General features: G+C 68.7%; 23 protein-coding genes and 1 pseudogene. 12 read left to right on the forward strand and 12 right to left on the reverse strand.

Annotation, left to right across the window (positions count from 1 at the left end):
• Positions 1 to 81 precede the first annotated feature (81 nt).
• The gene (locus tag ABZS66_RS25395) at positions 82 to 747 is read left to right on the forward strand and encodes a hemerythrin domain-containing protein (RefSeq protein WP_354761673.1); all 666 of its coding nucleotides are present in this window, start codon (positions 82 to 84) and stop codon (positions 745 to 747) included.
• On the opposite strand, the gene ABZS66_RS25400 is transcribed toward ABZS66_RS25395, so the two are convergent.
• Positions 713 to 3,103 (reverse strand): helix-turn-helix domain-containing protein, encoded by a 2,391-nt coding sequence (locus tag ABZS66_RS25400; protein ID WP_354761675.1) that lies wholly within the window; start codon positions 3,101 to 3,103, stop codon positions 713 to 715. The two genes, ABZS66_RS25395 and ABZS66_RS25400, sit on opposite strands and share 35 nt — an antisense overlap.
• A 147-nt stretch (positions 3,104 to 3,250) precedes the next feature.
• Between ABZS66_RS25400 and ABZS66_RS25405 the strand changes: the two genes are divergently transcribed.
• The 3 genes from ABZS66_RS25405 (at position 3,251) to ABZS66_RS25415 (ending at position 5,876) form a co-directional block, all read left to right on the forward strand.
• Positions 3,251 to 3,667 carry a hypothetical protein gene (locus ABZS66_RS25405; protein WP_354761677.1) on the forward strand — a complete coding sequence of 139 codons (417 nt, stop codon included), beginning with the start codon at positions 3,251 to 3,253 and terminating at the stop codon, positions 3,665 to 3,667.
• A gap of 9 nt (positions 3,668 to 3,676) precedes the next feature.
• Complete coding sequence (locus tag ABZS66_RS25410; RefSeq protein WP_354761678.1) at positions 3,677 to 4,402, forward strand: uridine kinase; 726 nt, start codon at positions 3,677 to 3,679, stop codon at positions 4,400 to 4,402.
• A 67-nt stretch (positions 4,403 to 4,469) separates the two neighbouring features.
• A complete protein-coding gene (locus tag ABZS66_RS25415; RefSeq protein WP_354761680.1) occupies positions 4,470 to 5,876 on the forward strand; it encodes an MFS transporter in 1,407 nt (468 codons plus the stop codon).
• 55 nt (positions 5,877 to 5,931) lie between these two features.
• Here ABZS66_RS25415 and ABZS66_RS25420 read toward each other — a convergent pair whose 3' ends face one another.
• Both ABZS66_RS25420 and ABZS66_RS25425 read right to left on the reverse strand, forming a co-directional pair.
• Positions 5,932 to 6,774 carry a YwqG family protein gene (locus tag ABZS66_RS25420; protein WP_354761682.1) on the reverse strand — a complete coding sequence of 281 codons (843 nt, stop codon included), beginning with the start codon at positions 6,772 to 6,774 and terminating at the stop codon, positions 5,932 to 5,934.
• A 182-nt stretch (positions 6,775 to 6,956) separates the two neighbouring features.
• Positions 6,957 to 8,447: a GNAT family N-acetyltransferase gene (locus ABZS66_RS25425; RefSeq protein ID WP_354761684.1), complete on the reverse strand. Its 1,491-nt coding sequence runs from the start codon at positions 8,445 to 8,447 to the stop codon at positions 6,957 to 6,959.
• A 409-nt stretch (positions 8,448 to 8,856) separates the two neighbouring features.
• On the opposite strand from ABZS66_RS25425, the gene ABZS66_RS25430 reads away from it, so the two are divergent.
• Positions 8,857 to 9,426, forward strand: coding sequence for a ferredoxin (locus ABZS66_RS25430; RefSeq protein WP_354761686.1), 570 nt, complete (start codon positions 8,857 to 8,859; stop codon positions 9,424 to 9,426).
• A gap of 159 nt (positions 9,427 to 9,585) precedes the next feature.
• Here the strand turns inward: ABZS66_RS25430 and ABZS66_RS25435 are convergent, their stop codons facing one another.
• Both ABZS66_RS25435 and ABZS66_RS25440 read right to left on the reverse strand, forming a co-directional pair.
• Positions 9,586 to 10,017 carry a hypothetical protein gene (locus tag ABZS66_RS25435; RefSeq protein WP_354761688.1) on the reverse strand — a complete coding sequence of 144 codons (432 nt, stop codon included), beginning with the start codon at positions 10,015 to 10,017 and terminating at the stop codon, positions 9,586 to 9,588.
• 682 nt (positions 10,018 to 10,699) lie between these two features.
• The gene (locus ABZS66_RS25440; protein ID WP_354761689.1) at positions 10,700 to 11,185 is read right to left on the reverse strand and encodes an NADAR family protein; all 486 of its coding nucleotides are present in this window, start codon (positions 11,183 to 11,185) and stop codon (positions 10,700 to 10,702) included.
• A 143-nt stretch (positions 11,186 to 11,328) separates the two neighbouring features.
• On the opposite strand from ABZS66_RS25440, the gene ABZS66_RS25445 reads away from it, so the two are divergent.
• Positions 11,329 to 11,610, forward strand: a complete 282-nt coding sequence (locus ABZS66_RS25445) for a hypothetical protein (RefSeq protein ID WP_354761691.1) — start codon at positions 11,329 to 11,331, stop codon at positions 11,608 to 11,610.
• A 205-nt stretch (positions 11,611 to 11,815) separates the two neighbouring features.
• Here ABZS66_RS25445 and ABZS66_RS25450 read toward each other — a convergent pair whose 3' ends face one another.
• Positions 11,816 to 12,817: a WYL domain-containing protein gene (locus ABZS66_RS25450; protein WP_354761692.1), complete on the reverse strand. Its 1,002-nt coding sequence runs from the start codon at positions 12,815 to 12,817 to the stop codon at positions 11,816 to 11,818.
• Between the two features lie 107 nt (positions 12,818 to 12,924).
• Here ABZS66_RS25450 and ABZS66_RS25455 point away from each other — a divergent pair, with 107 nt between their 5' ends.
• On the forward strand, positions 12,925 to 13,914 hold the full coding sequence (locus ABZS66_RS25455; protein ID WP_354761694.1) for an alpha/beta hydrolase: 990 nt from the start codon (positions 12,925 to 12,927) through the stop codon (positions 13,912 to 13,914).
• On the opposite strand, the pseudogene ABZS66_RS25460 reads toward ABZS66_RS25455, so the two are convergent.
• The 4 genes and pseudogenes from ABZS66_RS25460 to ABZS66_RS25475 form a co-directional block, all read right to left on the reverse strand.
• Positions 13,864 to 13,974: pseudogene (locus ABZS66_RS25460) on the reverse strand (IS5/IS1182 family transposase); the annotation flags it as partial. The gene ABZS66_RS25455 and the pseudogene ABZS66_RS25460 overlap by 51 nt on opposite strands.
• Before the next feature lie 91 nt (positions 13,975 to 14,065).
• Entirely contained in the window at positions 14,066 to 14,740 is a 675-nt protein-coding gene (locus tag ABZS66_RS25465) for a DUF6518 family protein (protein WP_354761696.1), read from the reverse strand.
• Positions 14,741 to 14,895: 155 nt separating this feature from the next.
• A complete protein-coding gene (locus tag ABZS66_RS25470; protein ID WP_354761698.1) occupies positions 14,896 to 16,209 on the reverse strand; it encodes a condensation domain-containing protein in 1,314 nt (437 codons plus the stop codon).
• Between the two features lie 404 nt (positions 16,210 to 16,613).
• Positions 16,614 to 17,333 carry a VOC family protein gene (locus ABZS66_RS25475; protein ID WP_354761700.1) on the reverse strand — a complete coding sequence of 240 codons (720 nt, stop codon included), beginning with the start codon at positions 17,331 to 17,333 and terminating at the stop codon, positions 16,614 to 16,616.
• Positions 17,334 to 17,550: 217 nt separating this feature from the next.
• Between ABZS66_RS25475 and ABZS66_RS25480 the strand changes: the two genes are divergently transcribed.
• The 3 genes from ABZS66_RS25480 (at position 17,551) to ABZS66_RS25490 (ending at position 19,494) form a co-directional block, all read left to right on the forward strand.
• Positions 17,551 to 17,733 (forward strand): hypothetical protein, encoded by a 183-nt coding sequence (locus tag ABZS66_RS25480; protein ID WP_354761702.1) that lies wholly within the window; start codon positions 17,551 to 17,553, stop codon positions 17,731 to 17,733.
• A gap of 208 nt (positions 17,734 to 17,941) precedes the next feature.
• Positions 17,942 to 18,493: a DUF4240 domain-containing protein gene (locus tag ABZS66_RS25485; RefSeq protein WP_354761704.1), complete on the forward strand. Its 552-nt coding sequence runs from the start codon at positions 17,942 to 17,944 to the stop codon at positions 18,491 to 18,493.
• A gap of 329 nt (positions 18,494 to 18,822) precedes the next feature.
• Entirely contained in the window at positions 18,823 to 19,494 is a 672-nt protein-coding gene (locus ABZS66_RS25490) for a hypothetical protein (protein WP_354761706.1), read from the forward strand.
• 231 nt (positions 19,495 to 19,725) lie between these two features.
• Here the strand turns inward: ABZS66_RS25490 and ABZS66_RS25495 are convergent, their stop codons facing one another.
• Positions 19,726 to 20,289, reverse strand: coding sequence for an ankyrin repeat domain-containing protein (locus ABZS66_RS25495; protein WP_354761708.1), 564 nt, complete (start codon positions 20,287 to 20,289; stop codon positions 19,726 to 19,728).
• Positions 20,290 to 20,537: 248 nt separating this feature from the next.
• Here ABZS66_RS25495 and ABZS66_RS25500 point away from each other — a divergent pair, with 248 nt between their 5' ends.
• On the forward strand, positions 20,538 to 20,984 hold the full coding sequence (locus ABZS66_RS25500) for a hypothetical protein (RefSeq protein WP_354761710.1): 447 nt from the start codon (positions 20,538 to 20,540) through the stop codon (positions 20,982 to 20,984).
• Positions 20,985 to 21,077: 93 nt separating this feature from the next.
• Positions 21,078 to 21,874, forward strand: a protein-coding gene (locus ABZS66_RS25505) for an IS5 family transposase (RefSeq protein WP_354761750.1) whose coding sequence is annotated in 2 segments (ribosomal slippage) — positions 21,078 to 21,420 and positions 21,420 to 21,874 — 798 coding nt in all. Because the reading frame shifts where the segments join, the coding sequence is not laid out codon by codon here.
• Positions 21,875 to 21,944: 70 nt separating this feature from the next.
• Here the strand turns inward: ABZS66_RS25505 and ABZS66_RS25510 are convergent.
• Positions 21,945 to 22,244, reverse strand: coding sequence for a hypothetical protein (locus tag ABZS66_RS25510; RefSeq protein WP_354761712.1), 300 nt, complete (start codon positions 22,242 to 22,244; stop codon positions 21,945 to 21,947).
• Positions 22,245 to 22,274: the final 30 nt, after the last annotated feature.

The following is a 22,274-nucleotide window of genomic DNA, read 5'->3' on the forward strand; positions in this document are numbered from 1 at the left end:
GTGTGGGCGCTGTGGGTGGGGTGGGACGGCATCGGTCAGGAGGCTGGACGTACCAGTTCCGTCCAGCCACGAGGAGTCATCGTGACCGCCCTGACCCGCACCGACCGGCGTCCCGACGTCCACGAGATGGTGGTCGTCCACCGCGCCTTCCGGCGAGAGTTCGGCGCCGCCGCCGACCTTGTCCGCCGCACCCCCGCAGGCGACACCCGCCGCGCGACGATCGTCGCGAACCACCTGCGCCTCTGTACTGCCGGCCTCGAGATGCACCACACCGGCGAGGACATCGTGCTCTGGCCGCTGCTGCTCGAGCGGTCCGCGCCGTCGACCGGGCTCGTCGAGACGATGCAGGCCCAGCATCACAGCATCGACGGGTACGTCGAGGCCATCACCCCCGCGCTCGCCGCCTGGGAGGCCGCCCCGACCGAAGCCGCAGGCGAGCACCTTGCGACGCTCTGTGAGCGCTTCACGGCAGCCCTGCTCGAGCACCTCGACCTGGAGGAGCGCGAGGTACTGCCGCTGGCCGCGCGCCACGTCACCGCCGCCGAGTGGAACCAGATGGGAGCGCACGGCAAGGACACGATGACCCCCAGCCAGCTGCCGATCATGTTCGGCCTCGTACTCCAGGACGCCGACGACGAAGAACGCACCCGCATGCTCGGCAACCTCCCGCTACCGATCCGGTTCCTGCTGAAGACCGTCGGCGCCTGGCAGTTCAAGCGCTACGTCCGCCGCCTGCGCGCGTCGTGACCACCGCGGCACGGGCCTGGATCTCGGTATCGCTCGCGGCGCGCCCGGCGTCCCACTCGCGGGTGAACGCCAGTTCCCCTAGGGCGGCTCGGGTGGCGTCGAGCCCGCGGTCGGACAGCGCCCGCGAGACCGGGAAGGTGGGGTCGACGGCATCGGCCGCCGAGATCGAGGCGCCCGCCCCGAAGAGCCAGGCCGCGGACACCGGGTCACCCACCCGTTGCGCAAGGCTCGCCAGGGCGGGCAGCGCGTAGCCGAGGGTCCAGCTCATCCGGACGGCGAGCGACAGGGCCACCGCTTCACCGAGCAGCGCGGCGGTCGCCGGCTCGTCGCCGAGCAGCTCGGTGAGCGTGGCGTGCACGTTGAGCGCGGTGGCCAGGGTGAAGGCGTTGCCGACCTCGCGGGCCGCCCGCACCGCCTCCGGCAGGATCAGCCCGGCCGTCGCGAGATCGTCTGCGACGAGGGCGAGCTGGCCCTGCGCGAGCCGGGTGTGCACGGCCACCCAACGACGACCGGCGGCCTCCGCCTGCACCAGCGCGCGGGCCAGCAGCTCCTCGGCGTCGTCGAGGGCACCCGCGAAGACCGCCGCCTGGCCGGCCAAGGTAAGGATCTCGCACGTCACGGCCGGCTCGGCCACCCGACCGGCCAACGCCACCGCGACGTCGGCGTCCCTGAGCATCGAGACGTTGTCGCCGGCCAGCAACTGCAGCCCGAGCCGGCCGGCGAGGGCGCGGCAGCGCGCGACGTCGGAGGCCCCGGGTCCGATCCGCTCCAGCCACGCGAGTCCCTCGCGGGCGTGACCGCGCAGCGCGAGGTACAGCCAGATACTCCCGGCGAGCTCGGCGGCATCCCCGTCCCGATCGAGCTCGAGCAGACGCAGGTAGGCCGAGCGCAGGTTGGCGTGGTCGGCATCGAGCCGGTCGAGCACGGCTACGAGGTCCGGCCCCTCGAGCAGTGCGGCGGACGCCGTGGCCCGCGCGTGGAAGTGCGCGGCGTGCCGGTCCGCGGTCGCGGTGGCCCGCCCCGACGCGTGAAGCCGCTGCATGGCGAACTGCCGCACCGGTTCGAGCAGCCGGAAGCGTGGCTGCCGGTCGGGCGATGGCACACGAAGTACCAGAGACTGGTCGACGAGGGCACCGAGGGCAGGCAGCACGTCGGCACCCGCTGCGGTGACGGCCTCGACCGAGTCGAGGGAGAACCCGCCGCTGACGACCGCCAGACGCTCGAAGAGGGCGATCTCCTCGGGCTCGAGGAGATCCATGCTCCACTCGAGTACCGCAGCCATCGTGCGGTGCCGCTCGGGCAGGTCGCGCAGGCCCGCACCGAGGCCCGGCTGCTCCAGCCGGGTGAGGAGGGCCCACGGGGAGAGCAGCCGCAGGCCGGGCGCCGCAAGCTCGACCGCGAGGGGGAGCCCGTCGAGCCGCCGGACGATCGCGGCCAGGGCGGGAGCGTCGGCGTCGGTGACGACCGTGGGGGACCCGGCCGCCGCGGCCCGGTCGAGCAGCAGGGCAACGGCGGGCGAGCAGGACACCGCGTCCACGTCGTCGTCGGCGGGTGTGGTGAGCGGCGCCAGCACGAACTCGTGCTCGGCGCGTACCCGCAGTGGCGCACGACTGGTCGCCACCACGACGAGATCAGGGCAGCGCGCCACGAGACCGGCGAGCACCGGCGCCGCCTTGGTCAGCTGCTCCAGGTTGTCGAGCACCAGCAACACCCGCAGACCGACCAGGTGGGGGACGAGCGCGTCGAGGGGCTCGACGCCGACCGCGTCGGGCAGCCCGAGCGCCGCGGCGATCGTCGGCACGACGAGCTTCGGCTCCCGCACCGCCGAGAGGTCGACGCCCTGGGCGCCGCCGGGGAAGTCCGGCGCCGCGAGCTGCAGCACCTCCATCGCGAGTCGTGTCTTGCCCACCCCGCCGGGGCCGGTGATCGTCACCAGCCGGCGGGTGCCCGAACTGACGAGGGCCAGCAGTTCGGCAAGCTCGCCGTCGCGGCCGATGAGTGGTGTCATCGGGCCTGCCGGGGCGTGGCGGGATGCGGTGCCCTGGGTGGCTGACGGCGGGGCCGGGCCGCTCAACGTGGGTGCGGCGGGTGGGGTCGGCCCGACCCGCGGCGCGGCGTCCCGGCCGGGGACCGCGGCGACGAGGGCCGCCCGGTCGTCGTCGCCGAGGGCGAGTGCGTCGGCGAGCGAGCGCACCGTGTGCGGGTAGGGCCGGCGCCGTTCGCCGCGCTCGAGGGCGCCGATCGCCTTCGCCGTGAGGCCGGCCCGCTCGGCGAGCTCCTCCTGGGTCAGCGACCGCGACTCGCGCAGGCGGCGCAGCACGACGGCGAAGTCGCCGGATGCCGCTCCCGCCTCCACGGGTCAGATGCTAGCCCGGGCGGTTCCCTGCGCAGCAGCTGTGGTGCCGGTGTGGACCTGCTGTGGGTGGGATGGCGCCCGCCGCGGCCCGAGGCTGGGCATCGACGGCATCCCGCCGTCACGACGAGAGGACAGACCATGACCACCATGACCACCCCCCACGTCACCACCAGTGACAGGCGCACGGCGTCGTACGGCCGGCACATGTCGAACGTGCTCATCGCCGCCTTCACCCTGTCGGCGGGACATACCGTCTACGCGAGGGTCGAGGGCATCGAGGACCCGACGTTCACCGTGACCACCCCGCTCGCGTGGGCGTTCTACGCCGTGGGGTTCGGGTCGGCGGTGCTGGCCAGGCGGAGCGGGCGCGTGGCGCAGGTGTCGGTGCTCGCCTACCTCGCGACGCTGTTGGTGATCTCCATCTTCTACTACCCGACGACGTTCGGGCCGCAGCAGCAGACGACGTTCGGCTGGTTCGAGAACGACGTCTACGTCGGGCTGCTCGTCACGGCGACGTACCTCGGGGTACAGCGACTGCGGCGCACGACGCTCACACCGCAGTGACGTCGCGGGTTGTGGTACCCCACGCGTCGTCCGTCGGTCTGCAATGCTCACTTCGTGATCCCCTCGGCAGAGCGGCGCCAGGTCATTGAGCGGGTAGCGGGCTGCATACCCGCGCCGGACGGCGGTACCTGCGTCCGCGTCGCGATCGACGGCCCGGACGCATCCGGCAAGACAACATTCGCCGATGAGCTGGCCGAGGACGTTCGCGCGCTCGGTCGCCCCGTCGCGCGGGTCTCCCTCGACGACTTCCACAACCTGCGAGCGGTCCGATACCAGCAGGGACGTGAGTCGCCCGAAGGTTTCTGGCGACACGCCTTCAACTACGCGCGGTTCCGCAGCGACGTGCTGGACCCGTTCGGCCCCGGCGGCACCCGGCAGTACCGGCCGGCTGCGCACGACCTGGCCACCGACACGGAGCTCGACCCGGAGCCGCTGACCGCTCCCGCCGGCGCCGTCCTCGTCGTCGACGGGCTCTTCCTGCATCGGGATGAGCTCGTCGGCGTCTGGAACCTGTCGGTGTTCCTGGACGTTCCCTTCACCGAGACAGCGAAGCGCATGGCGGTCCGCGACGGAACGGATCCCGACCCCGAGCACCCGTCGGTCCGCCGCTACATGGACGCCCAACGCATCTACTTCAATGCCTGCGCTCCGCACCAGCGCGCCGACATCCACATCGACAATCGGGACGTGAGCGCACCACGCATCATCCGGGCGCCACACGCGCAACCGCTGTGAGCGCCGGTCTGGCCGTGTCGAATGTGGCGGCGAAGGGACGAGTCGGAGGTGGAAGGTGCCGTTGCGGGTGACGAACAAATGGGCAGGACTGGCTGCGCTGCTCGCAGGGTTCTTCGTCATTCTCCTTGACACGACGATCGTCGCGGTCGCGAGCCCGCGTATCCAGCAGGACCTGCACGCTGGCATCTCGGGGCTGTTCTGGGTGACAGCCGGGTATCTGTTGGCGTTCTCGGTTCCGTTGCTCGTCGCCGGGCGGCTCGGCGACCGCTACGACCCCAAACGGGTGTTCCTGGCCGGGATCGGGAGTTTCGCAGTGGCGTCGGCGCTGTGTGGCCTGGCACCGTCGGTGGGCTGGCTCGTGCTGTTCCGGGTGGTCCAGGGGCTGGCGGCGGCCGCGATGGCACCCCAGGCACTCACCCTCATTCGCCGGCTGTTCGTCGCCGACGAGCGCGGGCGCGCGCTCGGTTTGTGGGGCACGGTCGCGTCGGCGGGCGCGCTGCTGGGTCCGCTCCTCGGGGGCCTGCTGACCGCGGCACTCGACTGGCGATGGATCTTCCTGGTCAACGTTCCGATCTGCTTCGCCGCGCTCCTGATGGGGCTGCGCTGGATTCCCGGCAGCCGGGGCCACACCGCAGGCCTTGACCTGCTGGGAGCGTTGCTCAGCACGGCGGGTCTCGGGGTTCTTGTCTGGGCGCTGCTCGCGTGGCGCGACACCCCGGCGTCCGCGATCGCCGCCGCTGGGGCGATCGCCGTCGCGCTGTTGGCCGGTTTCGTCGTCCGGCAGCGCCGGATCGGTGCAGCAGCGCTGGCCCCTCCGACCGTCTTCGGCTCGGCCGGGTTCCTCGCGGCGAGCGCCGCGGTGGCGGCCCTGGGTACGGTCGTCATCGCGATGGCGTTGCCGACGATGCTGTACCTGCAGGATGTGCGGGGCCTGGGACCGCTGGAGGCCGCTCTGGTGATGACCCCGGACGCCGTCGTTGCGGCCCTGTTGTCACCTGCGGCCGGCCGATGGGTCGACCGCGTGGGACCACGCCGTCCGGCGATACTGGGGATGGTCCTCCTCGCCGCGAGCCTGATGCTCATCGGGCTCGTCGTCGTGCTGGGCATTGATCCTTGGTGGGCAGCGCCCGGAGCCGTGGTGCTCGGCCTCGCGAACGCCGTGGCTTGGTCGCCGCTGTCGGTCGCCGCCATGGCGTCGGTGAACGCCGCGGACGCCGGTGCGGCCTCAGGAGTGTTCAGCACGATCCGGCAGGTCGCGGCTGTCACCGGCGTGGCGGTCACCGGCGCGATTCTGGCCGGATTGCGGTCGTCTCCGACCTTGGCATTCAGCGTCGTGTTCGCGCTCATGACACTGATCGCGATCGCCGGCGTCGTCGCCGCGATCCGGTTGCCGAGGCCGTCGCCAGACGGCGGTCGTGGAAGCGAGGATGCAGTGGTAGCGCAAAGCCACCACGAATCACCAGAACCAGCGTGAACCTGCGGGTTTGGCGTTGCCGCTCGAAACCAGGAGTTGACCAAGACGTTCTGTCTCAGCCTTGCAGGATGACCGAGACCCGGTCGAAGCGGCCGACGGCAAGATCCTCACTGCGGATCCAGAAGTACAGCATGCCCATGTCGCCCCACATCCACCCAAGCCCGCGCTCGTCGGTGTCCACCTGCCACAGCAACTGCCAGCCCGCAGCGTCGGCCTGCAGGCCCGGGACGCGCGGGTCGCTGTAGCCGCCTGGCGCCATGAGATCGACGCCGTTGGAGACCAGTTGGCAGTCCAGGTGCATCGGTGACTGCTGCGGTTCGGGCCATCCGAAGATGCGGTGAACGGGACCGGGTGCATCGTCGAGCCGGAGGCGTTGGTAGGCCCAGGCCTCCGCGCTGTGTTCGGCCCAGACAGCCGTGATCACTGGCTCCCACACGTCCGGCATGGTCAGTACCCGGCGTCCCGCTGTCGATCTGGCGGGGAAGGTGACCGCGCGGTCGGGGGGCTGTGCAGAGGTGGCGGTGGCCGCGTCGGTGGTGGTGACCCGCCAGAGCGGCGCGTCGTGCGGAGTGAGGCCCCAGCCGGCCTGCTCGTCGACGTCGAAGAAGAAGCACAGCAGGGTCCCGTCGGGCAGGACTGTCTCACCGATCCACTGGTTCACCTCGTCGCAGAGCCACTGCCCGACCAGGCAGAGCGGCTGCCCGTCCTCCGTATGCGGCCAGGCGAAGTCCGCACCAACGAGGGGCACGCCCCCGAACCGCGTCACCGCAGCGTCCGGCTCGCACTCGTGGGTCGCTTGCAGCCGCACCGATGGCAACTCGAAGCCCGCCACGGTCGCCGCGACGTCTGCATCGAGCGTGGCGTACAGCTTCGCCAACCCGGCCGCGTCAAGCTCCACAAATCCGTCCTTTCGGCGCGGTGAGCACAGATCTCCAGTGGCCGTTCCGTACGCCTGACATGGCGGCGAGAGGAGCGCCGTCCATCACCCGAGCATAGATCCACTGTGAGTCCACGGATATGCCACGCGGGGTTCTGGAAGAAGGGCGTCTCAACCGTCCGGTCAACAGCGTCATGGGCGCCTCATGTGCGCTGGCGCTGGATGGAGACGATCTCGACGCCGCAGGGATAGCCGTCGTGGTGGATGAGGACGTAGTCGCAATCGTGTTCGAGCGTGAGTCCATCTGCCATGGTGATGCGGTCGCCAGCTTGCCAGCCAACGTACTTCGCTCCCTGCAACCGCCAACCTTCGTCGGTGTCTCGCAGCCGGTACCGGTAACCGGGGACAAGGCGGATGGGCCTCCCGTGTTCACTCACCAACTGGTGGGCGACATGGGCGTGATCGGGTCCTGACCCCTGGGCCGGCCGTACGTCGTCCGCGTTGACCTCAACCGACTGGGTGGGCAGCAGGACCGGGGGCGGTTCCTCAGTGATCCGCACGACGGTGTCGTTCGGCGCTGCGTGGCGTAGGAACAGGGTGCGCGAGGTGGCAGGCGGGCCGGCCACCGTCCACAGCTCGCGGAAGCCGTGCCGGCGCAGGTAGGCGTGCAGGCGCGGCATGCGCGGCCAGGCGACAAAACGCAGGAAGAAGCTGCCGTGGCGGTAAGCGTGTACGCACGCCCAGTCCAGCAGCTTGGCGCCGACCCCCTGATCATGGAGGTCGGGTCGCACCGCGAGCCGGGACAGGTAGGTCGCGGCGACCTCACGATCATCTTCGTTCCACAGCCCAGGACCTGGGTCACCGGTGCTGAGGGTGGCGGTGGCGGCGACGTCTCCAGCTGCGGTGCGGAGCAGCCACACCTCCCCACGGCCAATCGACGAAGCGATCGTGTCCCGAATGTCCGGCCAGGTCAGCCAGTCGGGCACACCCTGGTTGTGCAGCCATGTGGCGGTCGTGTCGAGCAGTTCGAGCACGCTGCGAAGATCAGCGGGTCCGGCCCGGCACACGGTCAGGGGACCCGCGACAGCGGTGATCAGCGTGCCGGCCACAGCGCGGCGTTCATCAAGCGACCTGTTCGCGGCCGCCCGATCGTTACGGGCGTTATCCGGGTCGGTAGGCGCCTTGCCTTCAGCTTCGCGTGCCACTCGGTCGAGGAATCTCAGGAGCACACGGATGTTCGCCAGGCGATCGCGCGGGTCGTCATAGTCCGCCGCGCCATCCGCGATGCTTTCAGCCGAGTCGTACCGGTGTGCCTCATCCGTCAGCTCCCACAGGGCATCGCCGCAGGCCTTGAACAACTCCAGAGCCAGCGGCCCGGCGTAGGGCTGAACAGCGTCGCCGTCCTCAAGGCCGGGATACGTCAGTTCCGTGAACTCCCGGTCGAGGAGCTTGGCCGCATCCTGCGGCTGCCCTCCCGCCGCCGCTTCGGCGGTCATCGCGACAATGCCGTCCACGATCCGGTCGTACGCCTCGGGTAGGCCGTCTTCGTGGTACAGGCGCCTGTACTCCGCCATGAAGTACGCGAGGCAGCGCAGATACGCGTCAGGCGGCAGCGCCAACAGCCGCGAGCCGAGCTGCGTCCATAGCTCGTCTGGGTCGAGCTTCGCCAGCTCGGCGTCCGGCCGTTCGGCCATCCAAGATCCTTCCAATCCTGCATCGCGGTGGTAACGGTGTCAGTCTTCGTCATCGGGTTCCTGCACCCGTGGGACACCTGCGTCGTCGACATCATCGCGGCTCTGAACCTTGATCAGGCTCCGCCCGGTCGGTGCCTACACCGACTGAGCGTCCCGTGACATTGTGGCGTGATGACGATGGTTGCGGGAGCGGTCGAGTTGTCCGCCCCCGTCGCCACACCGGACGTAGGCGCCGATGGCACCGGAGGAGCAGGAGACGATCAGGCCGAACGGCATGTGCTAAGCGGTGCCGGTTCCACAGAGGCGCTGCCCGAAGCAGGTCCAGCCCGCTGAGCTCTCGTGCCGATGAGCGGATATCCGGCAAACGCGGGCTGGTCAGTTAGCGTGTGGGGTCGTGTACTGGGATCCAATGCCGACGGTCGCCGCTTCCGCCGTCCTGCAGGTGGCGAACTATCCCGAGGGAGGACGATGGCTAGGGCCGCCGGAGGCGTATCTCCGTGGCCAATGGGGTGACCGCGATTGGCGGAACGTGCCGGGTCCGTTCTACGGTGCGCGGACCGATTCGTGCTGGATGGGCCGCGAGATTGCGCCCCACCATGTGGTCTACGAGGACGAGTTTGGCAGCGAGATCGTGTACCGGCAGCCAAAGAACGCAGGTGAGGTTCATCTCGTGCTGACGGCAGCTTGGAACGACCCGTTCGGCGGCTACGCCGCCGACGGTTACGAGCATTGGACGCTCGAGCTTGTGCGAGAGTGGTGGGCCGACCGCGGCCGGTTGACCGCCTGGATTGCCGGCGTGCAGCGCCGGTGGTCTTCCAGCGAACGGGCTGACGAGCAGGACAACGCGGTCGGGCTACGGGATTTCGCCCACTACCTGGACAACGGGCTCGAAGCGGATCTCCGCGACTATGGATTCTGGCTGGACAACCGACGGCCACCCCAGGCACACGAGACGCTTCCTCGCCTGGACCGGCCTTAGGAACCACCCCGGCCAGCGTCCGTACACGCCGCAATCCGATCGCTACGCCGGCGTGGCAGCCGGTAGTGATGGCCCCGGCGCGGGGACATGCCGATGAGTGAGCACGTGGTCTTCATCGGGTCGGCCAGGTACGCGAGGACACTCCAGGTGCTACCGCTATCAGAGGGTCAGACCGAACTGCGTTGGGCCGCCACTGGAGGGATCGATGGTCAAGTCCACGTCCTTCCAGGCGGGGAGGGTCTTCATGTAGGCCAGGGCCGTCTCGCACAGGTCCGCTGCCTCGTGATGGCCGCCGCGGTCCGCGCTGATCAGGGCGAGGAGCACACCGAACACCACGTCGTCGGCGTCCACGTGCTCGCCGGGAAGCGGTTCAGGGCGGCCGTGCAGCAACGACCAGAAACAGTGCTGCATGACGTCGGCGTACCACAGCTCCGGTGGGGTGTGCGGCCAGTTGGCGGCTGTGGCGGCGAGGTCGTGCAGGAACTCGCGCACGTTGATCTGCCGGCCGTCGCCGATGTCGCAGTCGGTGTTCGACACCTTGTCCAGTGCGTGCTCGGCCGCCCGCATGAATTCGAGCGCTGAGTCCAGCATGGGCTCAGTCTGACAGCTCAGAGAACGACCGACCGCTTCACCACGGCGGCTGGCTCCTGAACGTCCGCTGCTGCCGCCGCGAGCGCTCTGGTGTTCAGCTTCGCTGGTGACGCACGGTGATGCATGGCCGCCTTTCCTGTCTCCGGCGCCGACGTTGCGCCCCCTGTGGGCTGGTGCTGCGCGCGGCGATGGCCGACCACCGCGTGCTACGGGTCCGTGGCAAGGGCGGCAAAGTCGTCCTCGTCCCGCTGCCACCCGCCGTCGCCCGAGCAATCGAACGCGCTGTCGACGGCCGCACCGCCGGACCGATCCTGCGCAGCACCCTCGGTGCCCGCATGGACTGCGACGCCGCAAGCCGCCGACTCAAGCACCTGGCGGCCGGCGTCCGGATGCCGAGGATGTACCCGCACACGCCGCGACACACCTCGTCACCACCATGCTCGACGTCGGCGTTAGCCTCCGCGACGTCCAGATCGTCGCCCGCTACGCCGACCCACGCACGACGATGCGCTGCGACCGCGCCCGCAACAACCTCGACCGGCACTCCAACTACATCCTGCCGCGTACATGGATCCGGCACGTAGCCACACAGCTCACGACATCCGCTGGAGAGGGCGCCCCGCCCTCGAGACCGTGGCCTGAGCCGTCCTACACATGCGGCACATCGCACACATGTCCCGGATCACCGCCTCGGGCGGTGGCCATCGCTGTCGAGAGCTTCGGCGAGTTCGGCGCGCAACTGGCTACGGGTGCGCATCAGAATCCGCCCGAGCATGTTCTTGCCGTTCCCGGTCCTGCCCCGACCCCAGTAGTGATCGGTGGTGGTGGTGTCCTCGACGATCTCTTCGTCACCGGTGGACAACAGAATGTCACGGATATCGGCATGTGCGCGGAACTTGGTTGCCACCGCATGGCGCATCACGTCGTCCTTGACCCGTTCCCAGTCCCTCCGCAGAGGTCTTGACGAGTCACGGCCCAGCTCCGCTGCCCGCAGCGGTGTGCGAGCACGCCGGACGAGATCCGCGTGACGAGTGCCCTTGAATTTCTGCGCCTGGAAGTAGTGCTCCGAGGTCGGCCACCAGACCCCGTCGAGGTCGAAGCCGTGATCGGAGAAGTTCGAGAAGCATCCATAAGGGACTTCCCCGGCGCCATAGAAGTAAATCGTCACGGCAACCTCACGGGTGTTACGGAAACCCGCACCGTCTCAGGCATGCCCCAGCCCCCGCAACCAGTCTTTCTTCGCCAGGCCCGGCCTTTCAACGCGCCAACGACCCGGTGAACCTTCCCGGTCAGAGCACTAGAGTCACGGGCGTGCTCATCGAGGTCATCGGCAATCGCTCGTTGCCCGACGACGTTGATCGCGACGACGTCGAGGATCTGCTCACGTCTGTGCTCGGACGGGACGGTGAGGTGACCGGCGCTGGAGTCGGCATGGGCGGGTGGCATCTCGATGTCGAGGTGTCGGCCGACCCGGAGCAGATCGAGCGGCTGATTCAGGGGCTGGCGATCGCCTTGGTCGGTCAAGACCTTGGCTGGGTGGTGCTCCGGCCGGAATACGAGGAAACCGGCGAACCGGCGCAGGATCTGGTCTGAACCCTAACGATCCGCCCAACTCCCCAGCGTGCGGGCTCACAGCGTCAGGGATCGGATGCGCGCTCATGGTTCCCCTCTATGGCGTGTTTGGGAAGTGGGGTCAGCGCCATTTGTTGATCGCTGCCGTTCGGCGGACCGGGGTCCGCTGTTCTCCCGTGCTTCTCGAGCTCGCGGGCGAACCCGTCGGTGAGCACTCGTGCCGGTCTCAGCCGTATCGCTCGACGAGCGCGTTGCCGATCGAGGCCAGGTGGTCTCGCACACCCGGAGGGCCGGTCACCTCGACCCATTCGATCAGCCCGGCAAGCTCGCCGGCGAGCGCGTACTCGTTGTAGCCGCGGATCACGACCTCGATGCGGCCGTCGGTCGTGGAACCTCCCACCTCGAGCCGACTGCCGAACCCCATCCGGAGCACGCCTATCCCCTGGGGCGCGCACGCCGCCTGGGCCTCGAGGGGTGTTCGCTTGCGTTCGACCTCGTCGGCGATCTCCCGCCAGCTCTCGGCGAGGTCGAAGTCGTCGGGTCGGTGCACGGGATCGTCGGTCGGGTCGGCGGACGACACGCGGTCGATCCGGAAGGTCCGCCGGCCGGCCTCGGTGTTGGAGACGAGGTACCACGACGGGCCTTTGGCGACGATGCCCAGCGGGTGGACGGTTCTCTCGGTTTCGGCACCGTTGCCGTCGACGTAGCCGAGCCGCACCTGGACGCCGCGGATCACCGCGTCCTGGAGTTCGTCGAGGAAGCGCGGTGGTCGGGGCTCGACCCGACTCGACCCCCATCGTTGCGGGTCCATGACCAACGACGACGCTGCCGCCTCGGCCTGCGCCCGGAAGGGCTCCGGCAGGGCATGGACGAGCTTGCGCAGAGCTGCTTTCACGGCCGGCGTCGCAGCCGAGGCCGGGCCGGCGACCAGGAACAGGGCGCGGGCCTCACTCGCGGTCAACCCGGACAGGTCGGTGCGGGCGCCGCCGACGAGGCGCCAGCCGCCGCCTCGGCCCTGCATGGAATACACGGGTACCCCGGCCATGGCCAGGGCGTCGAGGTCGCGGCGGGCGGTGCGCTCGGAGACCTCCAGCTCTCGGGCGACCTCTGTTGCGGTCACCTGCTCGCGTTGTTGCAGCAGGAGGAGGATGGCCACCAGCCGGTCGGTTCGCATGCCGGCAACATTTTCAGATAAACCGGTCACGGGGTGACCGGTTTTGGTCGGCAAGATGGCGACATGACCTCACCGACGAGCCCCACTATCCACGACCGTATCGGCCCTCGGCCGGGCACCTTCGTCGCCTGATCACCCCGAAATAGCTGAAGAGGAAGACGATGTTTGATCCAGCCGATTTTCCCGAGCCCACCATCATTTCCGTCAACGGCGTGGAGCTCGAAGTCTTCGAAGCAGGCCGGCAAAATGCAGGAAAACCCATCGTGCTCTGTCACGGCTGGCCGGAGCATGCATTTTCCTGGCGCCATCAGATGCCCGCCCTCGCCGCAGCGGGATACCATGTCATCGTCCCGAACCAGCGGGGTTATGGCAACTCGTCCCGGCCGGCCGAAGTGACCGAGTACGACATCGAACACTTGTCGGGCGATCTCGTCGCACTGCTCGATCACTACGGATACGAAGATGCCACCTTCGTCGGTCACGATTGGGGTGCAATGGTCGTCTGGGGACTGACCTTGCTGCATCCACACCGTGTGAATGCAGTGATCAACCTGAGCCTGCCGTACCAGGAGCGCGGAGAAAGGCCCTGGATCGAGTTCATGGAAGAGGTACTCGGCGGCGACTTCTATTTCGTCCACTTCAATCGGCAGCCGGGCGTCGCGGACGCCGTGTTGGAGGAGAATACGTTCCGGTTCCTTCGCAACATGTACCGAAAGAACGTGCCGCTCGGCGAGCCGCCGCCGGGGATGGTGATGATCAATCTCGCCAACGCCGAAACACCACTGGGTGAGCCCTTGATGAGCGACAGCGAACTGGCTGTTTTCGTCTCCGCCTTTGAGGCATCAGGGTTCACGGGCAGTATCAACTGGTACCGGAACCTCGACCGCAACTGGCGCTTGCTGGCGGACGTGAACCCGATCATCCAACAGCCCGCACTCATGATCTACGGCGACCGGGATGCGGTCCAGAGGTCTGCAAGACTGACCGAGTTCGTGCCCAATGTGGAAGTGGTCACCCTGGATTGCGGTCATTGGATCCAGCAGGAAAAGCCGGAAGAAACCAACCAGGCGATTCTCAAGTGGCTGGACCAGCGGGATGCCACCGCGGTGGCGTTTGAGGCGGGCGATGCCGTTCTCGACGGCGTGTCGTAGCCGGTAGAGCTGCGGGTCGAACTTCGGGGGACGCCCACCGTGGGAGCCTTTGGCCTTGCGGTGGGCGTCCTGGTCGCTCTTGCTGGGATACACGCTTTGATCCCGTTGCGACGCGGGCGGCCTGCTTATCGTGGACGCCCGGAGCTGACGATCAGAGGCTCATCCGTACGGTCAGGAGCACGTACCAGAGGATCACGTTGACGACGACGGACGCGGCGGCGGCGAGTACGACGAGCCACCATATGGTCGGCCGGTCGCGTATGCGGGTCAGGACGGCGACCGTGGCGACGGTGAGGATCAGTTGTGTCAGCGACGGGACGAGCCTGGTCGGGCTGAACGTGTTCCAGGCGTTGTAGACGAGCGGGATGCTGATCGCTTCCCCGGACAGCAGGCCGAGGGTCGTGCCGATCGCGGCCGAGCCCGGTGATGCCGGCGCGTGGCGGACGAGGTGGCCCAGCCATCCCAGCGTGCCGCCACCGATGAGCGCACCGGCGGTCCAGAACACGACCGACCGGCCGACCGATCGCAGCCCGGCCATCGACGCCATCCCGTCCGCGCTGCTCAACGCGTCGACGTACCAGCGTTGACCGGCGACGATGAGCAAGTAGTAGACGAACACGGCGACCGTGAGCGCTGCCGCACCGGCCACGATCGAGGACCTCGGCCGCCGCCTCGCGTACCCGGCGACGAGGGCGACGAGCCCCCAGGCGAATCCCGAGCTGAACAGCGGGTTGGCGTAGGGCGCTACCGAGTCGTCCAGCAGATCGGGGAGGTACGCGGCGACGCCGAGGCATGCGCCGAGCGCCACGGGCAGCCGGGCGTTCACGCAGCGCCCTCAGCGTTCTTTGCCCCGGGCGTGACCGGCCGGCGCCGCGGCGCGTCGCGCAACTCCACGCCGTGGACCCTACCGACACCTGACACGGGCCAGGCTCGGGCAGCCAAGATCCGTTCCGACCCGGACGGCCAAGCGACTTACGATAATTAGGGGGCGGTTGCCTCGTTGATCGCCGTCTCCTCCATGCCGTACAGCAGGGCCTCCGCGGCCGAAGGCGGGACGAAGTGGGTGTCGATCTCGATGTGCAGGAGGATCTCGCCGGTTGAGCCGAACGCCGTGCCGTCGTCGATGTTGAGGAACATCCGGGGGTACACCTCGTCGCGCTTGATCGGCCAGCGCATCTCCGTGCGCGACAGCGCGGCTTGGATCTCGGCGGGGTCGACGGCCTCGGGGCGGGTCGGGCCGCGGCGGTCGTTGTAGAAGCAGTCGAGGTCGAACTCGGGCCCCCGGTCGCGGATCACCTCGGCGACGACCTCCTCCAGCCGGGCGCGGTCGTAGTACCCGTACTTGTGCGCGGTCATCGCGGCCCGCCGCACACGGTCCAGCGCCTCGGCGAACGGTACCCCGGCCACGTCCATGCTGCACAGGCTGGTCTGCGACACCGGCCCGACGACCTCGGCGAGCCCGGGGCGGAACCGGTTGCTGGTGATGAGCCGGGTCGCGACCGGGTTCACGCCGCCGACGCGGGCCATCGTCACCGCGTAGATGGTCTGCATGATCGCGGCCGCGTCTACCTGGGTGCGGGCGGTGAGCGCGCGCAGGGCGAGCTCAAGGGCGGCGGAGGTGAGCTCGCCACGCCAGTACCGCGGCTTCTGTGGGTCGCCGTCGCCCGCGAACCGGCGCAGCGGGATGGCCCGCATCGTGGCCTCCCAGTGCCGGATCGCGGACCCGCTCGTCCGCTGCCCGGCCGGGGAGCGCTGCCACCGCACCTGCTCCAGGGCCTGCATGGCGCTGACGGGGGCGGCCTCGTTGCGCTCGCTCTCGGCCAGCATCACCGCCGAGCCGCCGCCATCCATGACGAGGTGGGTCATGATGGCGACCAGGTGCGTCAGTGTGCCGCCCCGCTCGATGACTGCCATCCGCACCGGCCACTCGGCGGCGAAATCGAGCTCGGTCTCCTCGTAGCGGCGCTGGACGGCCCGCCCGACCTCGTAAGGGTCGGCGTCACCGGCGTCGACGATCTCCAGCCCGATCGTGCCGGCGGCGTGCACCATCTGGCGGGGCGTGCCGTCGGCCGCGAACGTCAGCCGGGTGCGCATCGATTGATAGCGGGACATGAGGTACCGCAGCCGCTCGATGGCGTCGTCCAGCGTGTGCCCATCGGGCAGCGGCAGCGTCCCGCCGATCGGCATCCAGGTCTTCTGCTCGACGAAGGCCTGCCAGATCTCCCGCTGCCCCCAGGACAGCTCGTCCTCGCCGGAACCCGTTCCCGCGAAATCGACGGGAATCACACGCCTCATCGACCGATGGTAAGGCCCCTTTCAGAGGTCGCGTAATAGTGCCTCTCGCTTCCGCCCTATCGGGCGATGACCTTCCCGCGATCAGCCCATGGACTTCCGGCCGTCGATCGACTCGCCGATGATGTCCGCACGGCTGGCGTGCTCGGCACTGTCGGCGATGCAATGCCAAAACGCCCCGCGAGCAGCTCCACTGGGCGCCCGGACGCAACCACGGCGCCGACGGCAGTTCGTGCCCGTCGTCCGACCTTGGCCAGGTCCGGACGAGTTGGTCAGTGTGGGGGCGGGGGTCGCGGCTGGGCTGTGCCTCGGTCATGACGACCCGCACCGCCCTCACCCAAGATCCTCAGCAAGGGCGTCAATCGGCATCCGCTCATAGCCGAGATGAGAGAGGCGTTCGTGGTGAGTCACCGCAGTGCTGCTGCGATGTCGGCGGCGTTGTCGAACGCGGGTGCCGCCCTTTCGGATTCGTCTTCCGTGAGCGTGACGGACTGGGCGCGGGCCAGCATCTCGGCCGCAGTCTTTGGATCGTGCAGCACCATCGCGAGTTCGGCGCGGTAGACCAGGATCTCTACCTGCTCGACCGGGTCGTCGTCGGCGTGCGGGCGGGCCAACGCGCTGTCGAGGATCCGAACGGCCTGTCCGACGCTTCCCCTGGAATCGGCCTGCACGACAGCATTCGCCAGGGCCTTGGCCAGCCGCCCGGTAGGGGTGGTGGCCGGCATGGGCGCGGTGGCGGCGTTCCGAAAGACGCGGATCCAGTTGCCGCCCGGGTCGATGACGCTGAATCCGCCCACCCCGTCGGCGTTCTTCCGCGCCCTGGGCCGGGTCATCCGCGGCGTTCCGGATACCAGTACCTTGCCGTACGCGGCGCGCATGCCGGCTGCGAATGCCCGGTGTAGTCCCTCGATGTCCGCGGTGAGTACGAGACAGGAGCCATAGGACTGCTCCGGGTCAAATCCGGCGATCTCGAAGAACTGTAGATGCAGGTCTTCCCGCTGCACCCCCACACACGCGTTGGGCTTGCGTTGCTTGTACGTGGTGCGGAAACCGAGAACTCCGTAGAAGGCTTCGATGTCGTCAATGGATGCGCACGGCAGCAGAGGAACGGTCACCTCGTTGGTCATGCCTCCTTCCTAAGCGTCGCAGGGTGTCCGTCGCACATGGAAATAGCCGATCATCGCCTTCGGTCATCCGATCGGCTGATGATCCTGAACGCAACGCCGCCGAACCGAGCCATCGGCGGTGCCTTCCTGCCTGCCATACGGATCGCCAAGATCAGGCGCCCGGATCTGCCGCGATCCGATCGCTACGTGGCGTGACAGCCGCACCGGCGGCGCTCACTTGGACGAGGTCAAGGAACTTCTCGGCGAGCTCTGTCAGATCTCGGGTGAGCGGGGTGTCTCCTTCGTCGTCGAGTTCGCGGCGGAGGTGATCGGAGCGGTCGATGAGGGGCGCTTGGACCAGTCACTCGCAGTCGGCTTGATCGGCGAGTGGGAGCGCGTCTTGGACGAGCGAGACCGGTAGGTTCCACCCTGTACGACCTTCGGATCCGCAATTGCCGCGCTGCGCCGGTGATTCATCGCGACTGGTGACGCACTGTGATCCTGAGCCGCCTTCCCTGCCCGGCTCCCGTGCCTCGACAGCGACGGCCTCCTGAAACTAACCAACGCCTGGACTCGACCTCTCCGTGCATCGAGCTGTCGGAACGCGGGCGTGTGCCATGATCAGGCATATGGCGATCATGGATCGGGACGAGTTCTGGGCGATCGTCGAGCGCGCCCGAGCCGGCGTCGACACGCGGACGGGCGAAGGGGCCGCGGCGGTAGCGGAGCGGATCGCGTCGCACCTGGTCGAGCTGGGCCGGGACGCGGCCGTAGCGTTCGACCTCCGCTACGACCTGCTCGCCGCGGAGTCCTACGACTGGGACCTGTGGGGTGCTGCCTACCTGATGAAGGGCGGTTGCTCCGACGACGCGTTCGACTACTTCCGCGCCTGGCTCGTGACACAGGGCCGCAACGCTTGGGAGCGGGCGTTGCGGGATCCGGACACGCTCGCCGAACTTGGCGTCGATCCCGACGATGACTTCCTCGAGTGCGAGGACCTGCTGAGCGTCGGCGCAGCAGCCTTCGACAGCCACGACGACTTCTTCGCCGCGACAATGGCGGCAAGGGCCGAACTGCCCGCCGACACGTTCGCCATCGCATTGCGCGGAGACGACTTCGATCACGAGGACGACGACGAGGTCCGCGCCCACTATCCGCGGCTCGCCGCGATCTACGACTGACAGACGGACCACCCGATCGCCCCGAGACATCGCGGTGGCGTAGCAGCCCGCGTTCCATGATCGGCCGAGCGCTCATGCCGCTGTCCGATGCTTGGCGAGCGACTCCCCGTCCGGCTGCCTGCTCGTCGTGGTTGCTCCATGGATGCTCGGATGCTCATCAAGTGGTATGGACAGATCAGCACGACGGTGCTCGATCTTGCAGATCGCGGCCCCCGTGACCGGCCCGGCGCGGGGAGCGGCAGCCGAGCGATCGGGACGGCGCGCCGGAGCTCGGGTGGCGGTGCGACAGTGTTCCTGGGCGGCGCGGCCGGACCGTAGGATGCGGCGCTGTGCAGTTCTACGTCACCGTCTTTCTGCCGCCGACGCCCCCGGCAGACGTCGCGGCTGCCGTCGCTGCGGCTCTCGCCCCGTACGACCGCGACGACTACACCCACGGCCCGTTCGACCCGTCGGCCACCTGGGACCGCTGGGAGCCGGCCCGCGCCGCCGCCGCATTCCCGCTGCTGCCGCGTGGCCTCGACCGCTTGCGCCTCGGCCGGCGGCGGGTCGCCTTCGCGGTCCCCAAGGCAGCGATCGACTTCGCGGCGGTGCGGGACCGCGCGGTGCGGCACGCGGCCGGCGAATTCGACGCGTGGGCGAAACTGACCGCGGCCCACCCCGGCACCCGACCCCTGTCGGACTTCGACGGCCAGGGTGACTGGCTGGCCCAGCCCGCGGTCCAGGCGGTCGCCATCGCAGCAGCGACCCAGCGCCACCCGTACTTCACCTTCTCGTTCCTGCTCGCCGACCCGGTCGCCGCCCTCGCCGAGGGCCGTGACGCCTATCTGGCCCGTGCCGCCGCCCAGGCCCTGTCCACCTACGTCTACATCACCCTCACCGGCGACTGGCTCAGCGAGGAGACCGGCAACCGCGGCGCCGACGAGCACGCACTGGCACTGAGCTCCTACCTCGAATCGGTCCCACCCGACACAATCCTGGCCCGGGTGCGCTGTCGTGCCTGAGCGGCAAAGACGCACCCGGGGCAACCAACCGGCCACGTTCGTGAAGACCTCGGCGGCAGACGCTCGGCCGCGCCCCGCTTGATCACCTACGCACACATGCCGCTTTCCGTGCGTGCTGGCCGCTGGGCAAGCGTGTCACGCGGTGTAGCCGGAGCGCCTGCGCCGCCACCGTCCCGATGCCGGTGAATGCGCATCGAGTGGCTGCGTTCCACCGGTCTGAAACCGAGCCGTCTACTGGCCGTGTTGCTCCAGCAGTACCACCCCCTCAGCCCACTCGATCCGGTACTTCTTCATTTGATGTAGTCCCCGGGCGGCGTCGATCGGCCGGCCTTGCTTGCCGCGCGCCGCGATGCTGGGATCAGCGCCTCGATCCAGCAGGTGCTGCAGGACGCGGAAGCGAGTGATCTGCTGCTCAGGCGTCCACGGCGTGGTGCCGGTTCCCGCTGCGTACCACAGCGCGGTGCGTCCGGCGGTGTCGACCGCGTTGAGCGGACAGCCGGCATCGAGGAGCCTGTCGATAATCTCCAGTCGAGCGTCGGCAGCGCCGACGAGACCATGGGCCACCCGATGCAGTGGCGTGTCTTGGAACACCGTCAAGGCCCCGGCGTCCGCGCCCGCGTCCAGCAGCATCGCAACGACCTCCGCGGCCGCCATACCGGCGGCGATGTGCAACGGCGTGTACATACGGAAGTCGCCTGCGTCTACCACGACACCCTCGGCGATCAACCGAGCTACCTGCTGCGCATCGCCCGCCTGGGCAGCGTTGTGCAGCGGGCCCTCTCGCGGCTTGTCCATCCCCGCACACTAGCTTGATCGACACTCGTGGGATCTGAGGTCGGGCGGTCGACGGCACTCCCGGCGTAGCGGTGCGCCGCTATCGTTGCGTTCGTCCTCGACGCCCGTCGACCTGCGATTCGCGCGCAACGTAGCGTGATGGCCGGTACCGGTGACTCGGCGCGCGGACAAGAAGCCGATGACCGTGCGGTGGACAGGCCTCGCCGTACCGTCTAGGTTCCCTGGAAGATCAAATCGGGGAGGCGGTCATGGGCGCATCGGGATGGGACTACTACGTCCCGTATCAACCGGACCTTCAGGCGGCTCTGCATGAGCTGCGGCAGCGCGTCTTCGAGACCGGCGACTACTGGTGGGCCGTGCCCTACGAGTTCGGCAAGTCGGCAGCCGACTTCCCGGACCGGCCGCGGACCGAGGCTGAGCTGTGGGCCGAGGAGATCGTGCAGGAGTCCGGCACGCACTCGATTCTCGACATGTCGCGGGTGGTGGCCGAGGGTGCGGCGCCTGACTTCGGGACGGTCCAGCTGGTCACCGAGGTCGAGGCAGTTGAGCGGCTGGGCGTTGCCAAGCTGACCCGCGCCCACGTCGACGCGCTCCAGCCGCTGGCCACGCAGCGCTGGTTCGGCCGTTGCGCAGTCCTGCACGACGCCATCGGCGAACCCATCGAGATCTACTTCTGGGGCTTCTCCGGCGACTAAGAGTTCCTAACAAAGATGGTCTATGGGCTGGCGTCCTTTGTGGACGTTGATCTAGCATGTTGAGCTGTGCGGCGAGGCGAGCAGCCGCCATGGATCGTGCCCGACGGGTTGTGGCAACGCATTGAACCGTTGCTGCCCAAGCCCGTGCCACGCGATCCACGGCGCCCGGGGCGGAACCGGATCCCGGATCGGCAGGTGTTGTCCGGGATCCTGTTCGTGCTGCACACCGGCATCCAATGGGAGTTCCTGCCGCAGGAACTCGGGTTCGGGTCCGGAATGACCTGCTGGCGGCGCCTCGAGGAGTGGAACGCCGCCGGGCTCTGGCAGCAGTTGCACGAACTCCTCCTGGCCGAACTGCATGCCGCCGGGAAACTGGACTGGTCCCGGGCGGTTATCGACTCCTCCCACGTCCGCGCCGCCCGCCGCGGCCCAAAAGCGGACCGAGCCCGGTCGACCGCGCCCGAGCGGGCTCGAAGCACCACGTCCTGACCGAGGGCGCCGGCATCCCCCTGTGCGCCTCGCTGACCGGCGGCAACCGCAACGACATCACCCAGCTGCTGCCACTCATCGACAAGATCCCGCCCGTGCGGGGCCGTCGTGGCCGCCCACGACAACGACCCGACCAGGTGTTCGCCGACCGTGCCTACGACCACGACAAGTACCGCCGCGCCGTGCGCGCCAAAGGCATCCGCCCACGCATCGCCCGCCGCGGCACACCCCACGGCTCCGGCCTCGGCGTCTACCGCTGGGTCGTGGAACGCACCATCGCCTGGTACCACGGCATGAAACGACTCCGCATCCGCTGGGAACGCCGCGACGACATCCACGAGGCCTTCCTCAGCCTCGCCACCTGCATCATCACGTACCGACACGCTGTCCGACTTTGTTAGGAACTCTAAGAAGACCTGGTTGTCGCGGCCGGATGGTGGACCTGGAGGACATCGCTACCGCGCTTGTGGCTCAGTCGTCCTCGATGTACCCGGTGGTGGGGTCAACAAGGGCCAGGAAGTTGCGGATGTTCTCCATGTGCTCGTCGAGCGACAGGTTCGGGGTCGGGCTCACGCCGAATCCATAGCCGGGGTTCGGCCCGCTCAGCCACGCGTAGTCGGTACCGCCGAACTCGTTCGGGCTGACGGCGAACCTCTCTCCATCGACTTCGAGCATCAGTGACCTGGCGTCGGCCACACCTTCGGTTTCGGGGCGCACACCGGGCACGGCCTCCGGGTCGCCATCGCCGCTGTCTGGGTAGATCGCTCTCACACAACCATCTTCGTCGGTTTGCCCGCTGGC

This window comes from Dactylosporangium sp. NPDC005572 (assembly GCF_040605515.1).
GTDB lineage: Bacteria > Actinomycetota > Actinomycetes > Mycobacteriales > Micromonosporaceae > Dactylosporangium.